The sequence below is a fragment of the Micromonospora sp. SL1-18 genome (assembly GCF_047921505.1).
In the GTDB taxonomy this organism is placed as follows: Bacteria; Actinomycetota; Actinomycetes; order Mycobacteriales; family Micromonosporaceae; genus Micromonospora.
This window is the reverse complement of record NZ_JBLROA010000034.1, coordinates 1-11,965: the sequence shown is the minus strand read 5'-3', so window position 1 is coordinate 11,965 and position 11,965 is coordinate 1. Positions and strand designations below refer to the sequence as shown.

The 11,965-nt window shown below is 71.2% G+C and carries 13 protein-coding genes; 8 read left to right on the top strand and 5 right to left on the bottom strand.

The annotated features are described in order from the left end of the window. The first annotated feature begins 4 nt into the window (after positions 1-4). From ACNAW0_RS17870 to hypE, 5 genes are read left to right on the top strand one after another with little or no spacing between them, the layout of a single operon-like run. Positions 5-208 carry a hypothetical protein gene (locus ACNAW0_RS17870; protein WP_357099919.1) on the top strand — a complete coding sequence of 68 codons (204 nt, stop codon included), beginning with the start codon at positions 5-7 and terminating at the stop codon, positions 206-208. Between the two features lie 33 nt (positions 209-241). Continuing rightward, positions 242-343 (top strand): DUF6893 family small protein, encoded by a 102-nt coding sequence (locus ACNAW0_RS17865; RefSeq protein WP_416289024.1) that lies wholly within the window; start codon positions 242-244, stop codon positions 341-343. Positions 344-364: 21 nt separating this feature from the next. Further along, positions 365-637, top strand: a complete 273-nt coding sequence (locus ACNAW0_RS17860; RefSeq protein WP_416289023.1) for a HypC/HybG/HupF family hydrogenase formation chaperone — start codon at positions 365-367, stop codon at positions 635-637. 12 nt (positions 638-649) lie between these two features. Continuing rightward, positions 650-1,777, top strand: coding sequence for a hydrogenase formation protein HypD (hypD, locus tag ACNAW0_RS17855; protein WP_416289021.1), 1,128 nt, complete (start codon positions 650-652; stop codon positions 1,775-1,777). Continuing rightward, the gene (gene hypE / locus ACNAW0_RS17850) at positions 1,774-2,925 is read left to right on the top strand and encodes a hydrogenase expression/formation protein HypE (RefSeq protein WP_416289020.1); all 1,152 of its coding nucleotides are present in this window, start codon (positions 1,774-1,776) and stop codon (positions 2,923-2,925) included. Before hypD ends, hypE begins: the two co-directional genes overlap by 4 nt. A gap of 96 nt (positions 2,926-3,021) precedes the next feature. Here the strand turns inward: hypE and hypF are convergent, their stop codons facing one another. The 5 genes from hypF to ACNAW0_RS17825 are packed head-to-tail and all read right to left on the bottom strand — an operon-like array spanning position 3,022 to position 7,217. Next, positions 3,022-5,307, bottom strand: a complete 2,286-nt coding sequence (gene hypF / locus ACNAW0_RS17845) for a carbamoyltransferase HypF (protein WP_416289019.1) — start codon at positions 5,305-5,307, stop codon at positions 3,022-3,024. 9 nt (positions 5,308-5,316) lie between these two features. Next, positions 5,317-5,982: a D-sedoheptulose-7-phosphate isomerase gene (locus ACNAW0_RS17840; protein ID WP_416289018.1), complete on the bottom strand. Its 666-nt coding sequence runs from the start codon at positions 5,980-5,982 to the stop codon at positions 5,317-5,319. Continuing rightward, positions 5,979-6,218: a HypC/HybG/HupF family hydrogenase formation chaperone gene (locus tag ACNAW0_RS17835; protein ID WP_416289017.1), complete on the bottom strand. Its 240-nt coding sequence runs from the start codon at positions 6,216-6,218 to the stop codon at positions 5,979-5,981. The genes ACNAW0_RS17840 and ACNAW0_RS17835 overlap by 4 nt, the downstream gene beginning before the upstream one ends. Next, a complete protein-coding gene (locus ACNAW0_RS17830) occupies positions 6,215-6,829 on the bottom strand; it encodes a D-sedoheptulose-7-phosphate isomerase (protein WP_416289016.1) in 615 nt (204 codons plus the stop codon). The genes ACNAW0_RS17835 and ACNAW0_RS17830 overlap by 4 nt, the downstream gene beginning before the upstream one ends. A gap of 10 nt (positions 6,830-6,839) precedes the next feature. Continuing rightward, on the bottom strand, positions 6,840-7,217 hold the full coding sequence (locus tag ACNAW0_RS17825; protein ID WP_416289015.1) for a helix-turn-helix transcriptional regulator: 378 nt from the start codon (positions 7,215-7,217) through the stop codon (positions 6,840-6,842). 148 nt (positions 7,218-7,365) lie between these two features. Here ACNAW0_RS17825 and ACNAW0_RS17820 point away from each other — a divergent pair, with 148 nt between their 5' ends. From ACNAW0_RS17820 to ACNAW0_RS17810, 3 genes are all read left to right on the top strand, one after another. Next, positions 7,366-9,642, top strand: a complete 2,277-nt coding sequence (locus ACNAW0_RS17820) for a hypothetical protein (protein ID WP_416289014.1) — start codon at positions 7,366-7,368, stop codon at positions 9,640-9,642. A gap of 117 nt (positions 9,643-9,759) precedes the next feature. Further along, positions 9,760-10,146, top strand: a complete 387-nt coding sequence (locus tag ACNAW0_RS17815) for an MmcQ/YjbR family DNA-binding protein (protein ID WP_416289013.1) — start codon at positions 9,760-9,762, stop codon at positions 10,144-10,146. A gap of 320 nt (positions 10,147-10,466) precedes the next feature. Next, positions 10,467-11,906 (top strand): RICIN domain-containing protein, encoded by a 1,440-nt coding sequence (locus ACNAW0_RS17810; RefSeq protein WP_416289011.1) that lies wholly within the window; start codon positions 10,467-10,469, stop codon positions 11,904-11,906. Positions 11,907-11,965: the final 59 nt, after the last annotated feature.

The window sequence follows — 11,965 nt, the reverse complement described above, 5'->3', positions numbered from 1 at the left end:
GGGAATGGGCGAGATCCGGGTGGGCGATCCCGATGTCGAACTCGACGCTCCGGCGCACACCAAGGGTGTGGAAGAAGGCAACTCGCGGAGAAGGAAGCAGGCAGGCCATCACGATGACGGGACGGTGGACGCCCGCCGCTCGACCGGCATCCGGCCCAAGAAGCACGGCCCGGTCCTGCCGATCATGCCGAACCTGCCACCGGGCTGAGCGGCTCCGGGGCAGGCCCGAAGGAGGAGAGCCATGCGCAAGCTGTTCGTGCTGCTGGCCGGCGCGGCCGTCGTCGGAATGTTCTGGAAGGAGCTGCCCGCGCTGCGGCGCTACATCAAGATCGAGAAAATGTGAGCGGAAAGGGCGAACCAGCCGATGTGTCTAGGGATCCCGGGCGAGATCGTCGAACTCAAGGCCGGTCGCGACGACCTCGCCATCGTGGACGTCGTGGGCGTCCGGCGGGCGATCAACATCGGCCTGCTCGGCCAGGACCAGGTGGGCATCGGCGACTGGGTGCTCGTACACGTCGGGTTCGCCATGTCCAAGATCGACGAAGCCGAGGCCGCCGCCACGTTGACACTGTTGAACGGTCTCGGACAGGCGTACACCGACGAGCTCCAGGCGCTCGCCGAGTCCGACATCACCTAGGGAAACGACCACATGCGTTTCGTTGACGAATACCGCGACGCGGACCGGGCCCAGGCACTGGCCACCCAGATCGCCGCGTTGTGCGAGCCGGGCCGGCAGTACAAGTTCATGGAGGTCTGCGGCGGCCACACGCACACCATCTACAAGCACGGGCTCGAGGACTATCTGCCGGAGAACGTCTCGCTCGTGCACGGGCCGGGCTGCCCGGTGTGCGTGATCCCGATGGGCCGGGTGGACGACGCCATCGCGATCGCCCACGAGCCCGGGGTCATCATGACGGCGTTCGGGGACATGATGCGGGTTCCCGGCGGGAACGGGTCGTTCTTCGACGCCAAGGCGGCCGGCGCCGACATCCGGATGGTGTACTCGCCGTTGGACGCCTTGAAGATCGCCCGGAACAACCCGGACCGGCGGGTCGTGTTCATGGCGATCGGGTTCGAGACCACCTCGCCGTCGACGGCGATGACCGTGCTGCGGGCGGCCGCCGAGGGGATCGACAACTTCTCGGTCTTCTGCAACCACGTCACGATCCTGCCGGCGATCAAGGCGATCCTCGACTCACCGGACCTGCGCCTCGACGGCTTCCTCGGGCCGGGGCACGTCTCCACGGTCATCGGGTGCCGGCCGTACGAGTTCATCGCCCGCGACTACGGCAAGCCGCTGGTGTGTGCCGGCTTCGAGCCGCTGGACCTCCTGCAGTCGGTCTTCATGCTGCTCAAGCAGCTCGCCGAGGGCCGCTGCGAGGTGGAGAACCAGTACACGCGGGTGGTGCCCTGGGACGGCAACCTGCGCGCGCTCGAAGCCATCGGCCGGGTCATGCAGCTACGACCGTGGTTCGAGTGGCGCGGCCTCGGCTTCATCTCGCACTCCGCGCTGCGGATGCGCGACGAGTACGCGGCCTTCGACGCCGAACGACTCTTCGACGTGCCCGGGGTGCGGGTGGCGGACCCGAAGGCCTGCCAGTGCGGCGAGGTGCTCAAGGGAGTACTCAAGCCCTGGGAGTGCAAGGTGTTCGGCACCGCCTGCACGCCGGAGACGCCCATCGGCACGTGCATGGTCTCCTCGGAGGGCGCCTGCGCGGCCTACTACAACTTCGGCCGGTTCACCCGGCAGCGGCTCACGGAGGCGGTGCGGGCATGACGACCGAACGTACCGCGGAGTGGGCCGAGCGCGCCGTGGCCGAGGCCGAGGCCCTGGCGGAACGGGCACCTGGCCGGCTGTCGCCGGAGCAGCAGGTGCTGGAGCGCATCGAACGGGCCCGTCGGCGCAAGCCGAGGATCAGGGAGAGCCGGGTCACCCTCGCGCACGGCGCGGGCGGGAAGGCGACCCGGACGCTGGTCGAGGGGATCTTCGTCGAGGCGTTCCGCAACCCGACCCTGGAAACGCTGGACGACGCGGCGGTGCTCCGCCCGGGCGTCGACCGGCTGGCCCTCACCACCGACTCGTACGTGGTGTCGCCGCTGTTCTTCCCCGGCGGGGACATCGGCGACCTCGCGGTCAACGGCACGGTCAACGATCTCGCGGTCAGCGGCGCCCGTCCGTTGTACCTGGCGGCCGGCTTCATCCTCGAGGAAGGCTTTCCGGTCTCCGACCTGCAACGGATCACCGCCTCGATGGCCGCAGCGGCGCAGCGCGCCGGGGTCCAGGTGGTCACCGGCGACACGAAGGTGGTGCAGCGGGGCAAGGCGGACGGGTGCTACATCAACACCGCCGGGGTCGGCCTGCTGGAGCGGCCGGTGACGTTGGGCACCACGTACGTCCGGCCCGGTGACGCGGTCCTCGTCTCCGGGCCGATCGGCGACCACGGCGTCACCGTCATGCTCGCCCGCGGCGAACTGGACCTCGAGGCCGACCTCGTCTCGGACACCGCGCCCCTGCCCGGTCTCGTGGCGGCCCTGCTGGACGCGGCACCCGGCGTCCGGCTGCTGCGCGACGCCACCCGGGGTGGGGTGGCGACGATCCTCAACGAGGTGGCCCAGGCGGCGGGGATGGCCGTCGTCGTCGACGAGGCCGCGGTACCGGTGCGTCCCGCCGTCACCGGGGCCTGTGAACTGCTCGGCATCGACCCCCTCTACGTCGCCTGCGAGGGGCGTTTCGTCGCAGTGGTCGACGGCGCGCAGGCGCAGGCGGCCGTGGCGGCGCTACGGAGTCACCCGCTCGGCGAGGGCGCGAGCGTCATCGGCCACGTCGCCGCCGATCCGCCCGGCATCGTGCTGCTCAAGACCGCGTTCGGCGGCACCCGCGTCGTCGACATGCTCGTCGGGGACCCGCTGCCCCGCATCTGCTGACCCGGGCCGGCTGCCGGCCATATCGAGCGGTGACTGCCTGCCCGGGGAGCCGGTGCCGGTCGGCCTGCGCCGGCTCCGCGATGGGGCGCCGCTCGCTCAGCCGGCCAGATCGGGCCGCTGGCGGGCGGCGGCCACCACGGCCTGGCCCAGGGAGACGCCGCCGTCGTTCGGTGGCACCCGCGAGTGCACCAGCGGCCGGAACGCCGCCGCCTCCAGGCCGCCCACCACCCGTTCGAGCAGCAGCACATTCTGGAACACGCCGCCGGAGAGCGCGACGTCGGTCAGGCCCGTGCGTACCCGGACGGCCGCCGCCGCCCGCACCACGGCGTCGGCCAGGCCATGGTGGAAGCGCGCGGCGATCCGGCCGCGGTCCACGCCGGCGAGCAGGTCGTCGACCACGTACCGGACCAGCTGGCGTCCGACGCCGGCGAGCGGCACGGGGCCGGACACCTCGACCGGGTAGCCGCCACGCTCGGTGGGATCCGCCCGCTGTTCCAAGGCGACGGCGGCCTGCCCCTCGTAGGTGACGCGATCGCGCAGGCCGAGGATCGCCGAGACGGCGTCGAACAACCGGCCGGCGCTGGAGGTACGCGGTGAGTTCAGCCCGCTGCGCGCCAACGACACCACCGCGGGCCACCGCCGCTCGTGCCGCCGCAGCAACGGCAGCTCCGGCAGCGCGTCGCCATAGACCTCGTCGAGGTACGCCGCGGCCATCCGCCACGGCTCGCGGATCGCCGCCGGCCCACCGGGCATGGGCACCGCGTCGAGGTGACCGACCCGCTCGAACCCGACCAGGTCGGCGACGAGCAGCTCGCCGCCCCAGATGGTGCCGTCCGCCCCGAACCCGAGACCGTCGAACGCGACACCGATCACCGGGCCGGGCACGCCGTTGTCGGCCAGACAGGCGGCGATGTGGGCGTGGTGGTGCTGTACGCCCACCAGCTCGACGTCATCGCGCTGCAGCGCGTACTTCGTCGACAGGTACTCGGGATGCAGATCGTGGGCCACGACCTGCGGCCGGACGTCGAACAGTCGACCGAAGTGCTCGATGCCGTCGGTGAACGCGCACAGCGTCTCGTAGTTCTCCAGGTCGCCGATGTGGTGCGAGACGAAGGCGCGGCGTCCCTTCGCCAGGCAGAACGTGTTCTTCAGCTCGGCACCGCAGGCCAGCACCGGGCGGTCGAACCGCCACGGCACGGTCACCGGCGCAGGCACGTACCCCCGGGACCGCCGCACCGGGAGTTCCCGGCCCCGGAACACGCGTACCACCGAGTCGTCGGTGCGGACGTGGATGCGCCGGTCGTGCGTCAGGAAGCCGTCGGCGATGCCCGCCAGTCGCGCCCGGGCGTCGTCGTCGCGGTGGGCGATCGGTTCGTCGGAGATGTTGCCGCTGGTCAGCACGATCGGCATGCCGAGCCGGCCGATCAGCAGCTGGTGCAACGGCGTGTAGGGCAGCATGACGCCCAGGTCGCGGTTGTCCGGCGCCACCGACGCGGCGACCGGGGCGTCCGGGCGGCGGGGCAGCAGCACCACGGGACGGCGGACGCCGGTGAGCACCGGCACCGCCGCCGGTGCCACGTCGACCAGGGTGCGTGCCGCCGGCAGGTCGGCGGCCAGCACGGCGAACGGTTTCTCCTCGCGGCGCTTGCGGGCGCGCAGCGCGGAGACGGCCCGTTCGTCGTCGGCGCGGACGGCCAGGTGGTAGCCGCCGAGGCCTTTGACCGCGACGATCCGGCCGGCGCGCAGCCACCGCACCGCGGCGTCGAGGGGCTGGCCGTGGACCGGTTCTCCGGCCGCGGTGACGAGCCGCAGCGTGGGGCCGCACGCCGGGCAGCACACCGGCTCGGCGTGGAAGCGGCGGTTCGTCGGATCCGCGTACTCGGCGGCGCAGTCCGGGCAGAGCGGGAACTCGGCCATGGTGGTGGTACGCCGGTCGTACGGCACGTCCATGACGATGGTGAACCGCGGGCCGCAGTTGGTGCAGTTCGTGAACGGGTAGCCGTACCGACGGTCGGCCGGGTCGGCCAGCTCCTCGAGGCAGTCCGGGCAGGTGGCGGTGTCCGGGGAGATCAGGACGTCCCGGCCGGCGCCGGTGACGCTGGTGACGATGACGAAGCCGGGCTGCCCGATCGGCGCGAGCGTCTCGGTGGTGACCCGCTCCACCTGGGCCAGCACCGGTGCGCGCCGGCTGAGGTCCGCGACGAAGGCGGCCAGGGTCTGCCCGTCCCCTTCGACCTCGACGAAGACGCCGCCGGTGTCGTTGCCGACGAACCCCGCGAGGCGGTATTCCGTCGCGAGCGCGTGCACGAACGGGCGGAAGCCGACGCCCTGCACGATGCCCTCGACGCGGACGTGCAGCCGCGCCACGCTGACCAGGCCCATGGCTGCCGGTCAGAGTTCGCCGGCCAGGGCCTGCTGGGTGAGCTCCCAGAGCACGTGGTAGAGCGTGGTCTGCGCCTCCTGCACCCGGTGCACGGATGCGGACGGCACCACGAACAGGTGGTCGACGAGCCCGGGTTCGGCCATCCGGCCGCCGTCGTAGCCGGCGATGCCGACCGTCACCATGCCCCGCTGGGCCGCCTCCGCGAGCCCCCGCACGACGTTGGCCGATCCCCCGCTCGTGGACAGGCCCATCGCGATGTCCCCGGCGCGGCCGAACGCCGCCACCTGCCGGGCGAAGACCACGTCGAACCCCACGTCGTTGGAGAGTGCCGTGATCAGGGCGACGTCGTGGGTCAGCGAGATGGCCGGAAGGGGGCGGGCGGCCGTCGGCGGGTGCAGGAACAGCTGTGCGACGTCCTGGGCGTCCGTGCTGCTCCCGCCGTTGCCGAAGGTGTAGAGCGTGCCGCCGGCCGCGAAGGCGGCGGCGCACCGTGCGACGCAGTCGACCAACCGCTGCCCGTGCTCGGCGACCAGCGACCCGCGCAGCGCCACGATCTCCGCCGCCTTCTCGACGGTGGACGCCGCGACCGCGGCGAGTACCGCGTCCACGTCGGCCGGACGGGCGTCGAGGAACGGATAGAGCGCACCGATGGCGCCCTCGACCCGGGTACTCATCGAACTTTGTCCACCACTGCGATGGCCTCCTTGGCGTGCACCAGCACGATGTCGCCCGGCACCACCTCGACCAGGGCGACGCTGACCTCCTCCGGGCCGCCGTCGGTGTCGACCACCGCCAGGCCGTCGCCCGCCAGTTCGCGAACCCGAACGGCCACCGCCGCGTCCGAGCAGGTGATGCAGCGGTCGTCGCCGTGGCATTCCGGCGTGGTCGTCGGGCCGGTCGGTGGGCTCACCGGGTCGCCTCCCGGTCCAGCAGGCCCGGCTGCTCGAAGAACACGTGTACCAACTCCCACAGGACGTGATAGGTCGTCACGTGCACTTCCTTGACGATGCACGGGTCGTCGGAGCGGGCGATGACGACGTGGTCGGCCAGCGCGTCACGAGCAATGTCACCGCCGTCGCCGCCGAGCAGGCCGACGGTGAGCAGGCCCAGGTCGCGGGCCGCCGCGAGGCCGGCGCGTACGTTGGCGCAGCGGCCGTCGGCCGACAGGCCGAGCGCGATGTCCTCCGGCGCGGCGAGCAGCCGCAGCTGCGCGGCGAACACCTCGTCGAAGCCGTCCGCACGGGCGATCCCGGTGAGGGTCGCGGCGTCGTTCGTCAGCGAGATCGCCGGCAGGGCCCGCTTGCCCACGATGACCGGGTGGACGAACTCGACCACGACGTGCTGGGCATCGGTCGCCGGCCCGCCGTTGCCGAACACGATCAGTTTGCCGCCGCGGTGGAAGCGCGCGGCCATCTCGTAGCAGGTCCGCGCGATCCGCTCCGCATCGGCGGCGAGCGCTTCCCCGGGTTGCTGCCGGCGGGCGAACGCGTGGTCAACCGCCGGGATCACGGACGATGGCATGGTCCTCCAGTCAGCTTCGCACGGCGGCGTACGGCTCACGGCGCGCGCCACGGGCCCGCTCGACGGCGTCCGCCGAGCGCTGCAGGCAGGCACCGATGACCTGGTTGAGGTACGCCAGGTGGGTGACCCACGAGCGGAGGTCGTCGCGACCCTTGGCCGTCAGCGTGTAGCGCCGGCGTGCCGGCCCCGCGCCGTCGGTCTCCCAGGTCGAGGTCACCGACCGGTCGCCTTCAAGACCGCGGAGCACCCGGTAGACCTGGCCCGGCTCGACGTCGGACACCCCCATTCCGTCGAGTCGCTCGATCAGGTCGTACCCGTGGCCGGGCCGCTCGAGGATCAGCAGCAGGAGGAACGGGTGCAGCAGACCGCGCAGCTCACGTCCCGGCATGCTCGATCCCTCCCCCAGCACTGGTCACCGCCACTTTGTGCAGCTAAACACAGAGATGCGGCCTATACACCTGGTTCTCCTATTCCGGGTGCGGGCGAATCAACAGATTCAGCAGCGGACGACGTCGCCGGTCTGTGACCCTGACCGCGTGGGCGAAGCACCCGGGGGCGAGGCCGTCGAGTTGCGCGTGCACGGGGCGTCGGGCGCCTCGGCGGACAAGATCCTCGATCACCCGATCGTGGTGCGCGTCGCCGGGGACCGGTACGCCGGGTTCTACCGCCCCCGGCCGGGGACCGGCGCGGCCGGCGGCGCCGCCACCGGGATCACCGTCGAGGCGTACCGCTGGGGTTCCCTGACCGCCGGCGCCGCCGTGCGTACCGCGTCCATGCTGCTGCTGTTGCCGTTCATGCTGGGCAACCTCGCGATCTGGCTACGCCCGAAGCCCGCCGACCGGTTCGGGCTGCTCGGCGCGCTGTGCCGGCTGCTCGCCGGCAGCCTCACGGTCGCCCTCATGCTCGCGATCATCGGGGCCACGGTGGACCTCGTCGGCTGGCAGTGCGTGCCGTACGCCCACTGCCGCGCCGGCCGTTCCTACCTGTCCTGGCTCGTCGAGCTGCCGATGGGTCCACGCCTGGCCCTGCTGTCCCTGATCCCGCTGCTCGCGCTGCGCCTGACCTGGGCGATCGGCGCCCGCTCCGCGCGGGCCTTCGAAGGCTTCGGGCTGACGTCACCGGAGCCGCAGCCCTCGGAGCTGACCGAGAGTCTCGCCACGCCCGGGTTCTGGGACGACGAGCGGATCACCTCCTGGCTGCGCCAGATCCACGTCGGGCTCGGCGCCGGCACGGTCGACCTCAGCCTCCTCGCCGGTCTCGCCAACGCCGAGCAGAGCATGATCCGTATGCTGCTGCTCGACGCCGCCGCCGCCCTGTTGGGGTTCTGCGCGGTGCTGCTCTGCCTGCCCGTACCGGCCAGCCCGGCATACGCGCGTCGCCTGCTGCGCCCGCTGTGGGTGTTCACTGCCGTGGTGACCAGCCTGAGCCTCGCCTACGCCGCGATGACCCGCTCGGTTCATCCCGTGGTCGGGCAGTTGCCGGGCTACGAGGGCACCGCGGGCGGCCTGATCGCGGCGCAGGGGGTTTTGCTGGTGGCGATCGCCGTGGTCAGCCTCGTCCGGCAGGAGGCAAATCCGACCGGAAGCCGGCCGTTACTGCGCGGGCTCGGTACCCCGGTCGTGGCGGCGTTGTCGGTCAGCATCGCCGCCGCCTTCACCGCCACCCTGGTCTTCCGCATCGCCGACCAACTCGACCGCGGCTACATCCCCGATCCGATCCGGCCCAGCCCACCCTCGTACGGGCCTCTGGAACCGCCGGTCGCGTACTGGTGGGCGGCACTCGCCGGATTCACCGCGCTGGTGATCGTCGCCGTGTCCGCCGCCGCCACCTTCGGACTCTCCCGCTGGCGGCGACGCGCCCTGGCCGCACGCATCGTCAAGCAGGACTACCCGAACGCGCCCTCGACCGCGATGGCCCAGATACGCCTGGTGCGAAAGACCATCGCCAGGTCGGAGGTGACCGAGGAACTGGGCCCCATGCTCGTCGTGTTCTTCGTGGTCGCCGCACTGGGTCTGGCCACCGTCGCGCTCGACCTGCTCGGGATCGGTCCCACCGAGCTCGCGGCCCGGCTCGGCAGGCACGGCGGAGCCGGGCTGCTCGCCGCGTACGTCACCGACGCCGGCATCTGGGTCATCAGCCTGCTCGTCGTCGGCCTCGTCCTCCTCGGCTACCGCGCGTACCGGTCGCGCGAGGCCCGACGCCTCGTGGCGGTCCTGTGGGACCTCGGCACCTTCTGGCCCCGTACGGTGCACCCCTTTGCGCCGCCCTGCTACGCCGCCCGGGCCGTGCCCGAACTGGCCAAGCGGGTCTCCGCGCTCGCCGCGCGGGGGCCGGTGGTCATCTCCGGACACAGCCACGGCTCGGTCCTGGCCGCGGCCACCATCCTGCAACTTCCTGAGGCCACCCTGCCCAGGGTCGCACTGCTGACCCACGGCTGCCCCCTGCGCCGCATCTACGCCCGCCTCTATCCCGCCTACCTCGGCGACCAACGGCTGTGCGAGCTGGGCGACCGGCTCGACTGGCGCTGGCACAACCTCTGGCGGGACACCGATCCGATCGGCGGCCCCCTCTTCGACCACACCCGGGGCGCCCAGCCGTCCGGCGATCCGGCAGCCAGGTCCGTCGACATCCGGCTCCGCGACCCGCGCGCCGTGACCATCGACTCGGACGACACCGTGCCACCGCCGGTCGAACGCCACTGGCCCTACCACACCCAGCCGGAATACCAGGCGGCTGTACGGGAACTGGCCGGCCGAGCCGGCCAGGCCGACACGGACAACCCGGCGGCGGGACCGGAGCCGCCGCCAGGCTGATCGTCCGCCGACACCCCGGCGATCATCCGGTCACGCACACCGTCTCACTCGGTCAGCCGCGCGGCCCCAGCCGGCATAGACTGCGGACACGTCGTCGTTCGACCGCCGGGAGACACCGTGGCCAGGGGAGATGAACTGCTGGACCGGGTACGGCGGATCTGCGCCGCGTTTCCGGACGTGGCGGAGCGCCCCAGCCACGGCACCCCGACGTGGTTCGTCAGCGGCAGGAAATCCTTCGTCCAGCTGTGGCCGGACGGGCACCACCGCGACGAGTTCCCACACCTGTGGTGCGCGGCGTCGCCGGGGGCGCAGGAGGAGCTGATCGCGACGAACTCGCGGGTCTTCTTCCGGCCCCCGTACGTCGGGCACCGCGGCTGGGTCGGCGTCCGGCTCGACCAGGATGCAAGTTGGGCGGAAGTGGCGGAGCTGTGCGAGGACGCGTACCGGGCGGTCGCCCCCAAACGGCTGCTCGCCCAGCTCGATACCGCACCGCAGACAAACTGAACTCGGGAAGTGCCCGGAATCGGAACGGCGCCGGCAAACCCGCGATGATCAAGATCTACCACCTGCCGAGGGCTAATCCGCGCGTCGTGCTGTGAGGCCGCGGCCACCCGATCCCTCAAGGGCCGTTCGCCAGGGCCGGCCATCGCCGCGAACCGCGCCGCACTGCGCACTGCCGCCGTGTCCCGGTGTCGCCTCTTTCCCGAGGTGATCGCGAAGGCTTAGACTGCCGTCGATATATGTCCGGCTATGCACGTACGGTCATGGCTCGTCGTCCACAGCCCCGACGGGCAGCAGCCACGTGCCTGCCCAAGGGAGCAGACATGTTGCACATCCTCGCTTCGTGGCAGCGCAGGCGCCGGGTGCCGCGGCAGATCTTCACGCTGAGCACCCTCGCCACCCTGCTCGCCGGCATGGTCGTCGTCGTGGTGGGCGCGACCGCCAGCCCCGCACTCGCCGGCACCAGTCAGTTCAAGGGGGTCAACTGGGCCGACCCGAGGGACAACTTCGCCGAGGACGCGGTCGTACCCTCGGGCCTGTCCGCCTCGGACAGCTACGACACGACGTACGCCAAGGCGACCGCGATCATCGGAGGGTTCCAGACCAACCTCGGCGCGAACACCGTCCGGCTGCCGATCAACCCGTACACCGTCAACGGGGCGTTCTGGGCCTCGTACACGGGTGCCATCGATGCCGCCGTCGCCAAGGGCTTCAAGGTCATCCTCAGCTATTGGGAGGGTTCCGCCCACAAGGACGGGCTGATCGACAACACCACCGCCTTCTGGAACATGTGGCAGACGGTCGTCAACAAGTACGGCGGCAACAGCCTGGTCTACTTCGAGCCGATGAACGAGCCCCACGGGTACAGCAAGACCGCATGGGCGGACGTCGCCGCCCAGTGGATCAGCAAGTACTCGTCGGTGCCCAAGGGCCGGATCTTCGTCAGCGGCACCGGGTACAACGACGACGTCACCAGCGTCTGCGCCGACAGCCGGTTGACCGGAACCCTGCTGTCCCTGCACCACTACGGGTTCTGGCACCCGAGCGAGACCAGCTACTGGACCTGGGCCAGTGAGCTGAGAAGCAAGATCGGTTCGTGCGCCTCCCGCACCGTCATGGACGAGTGGGGTGCGCCGATGACGACCGGGTTGAACTACAACGGACCGATCAACGGCAACGCCTACGTCGCCTACATCCAGGCCGACAGCGACACGCTGCGCCTGCTGGGCATGGGCTCGGTCTACTGGCCGGGACTGCGCAATGGGGACTCCTACAGCTTGACCACACTCGGCGGAAGCGGAACGAACCTGACCCTCACCAACAACAACGCCTCCGGGGTCAGCCGGCTGCAGTGGGCCTGGGGCCTCGGCAGCTCCACCTCCGCCATGGTCCGCGGGGTCCCCTCCAACCGTTGCCTCGACGTCCCCGGCGCCTCGACCACTTGGGGTACGAAGCTGCAGATCTGGGACTGCAACGGCGGCAGCAACCAGTCCTGGCTGCTGACCCCGTCGAAGACCCTGGTGGTGTACGGGAAGCTGTGCCTCGACATTCCGGGCAACAGCGTTACCGCCGGCACCCGGGTGGAGACCTGGGACTGCGCCGGCAGCGGGAACCAGCAGTGGAACGTCAACAGCAACGGCACGATCACCAACGTGCAGAGCGGGCTCTGCCTTGACGTGAACGGCGGCGGCACGGCCAACGGGACGGCGGTCATCGTGTGGTACTGCAACGGCGGCGCGAACCAGCAGTGGAAGCGCTCCTGAAAACTCGCCGACGTGCATGGACCGGAGGGAGCATCCCGAACACGGGATGCTCCCTCCGT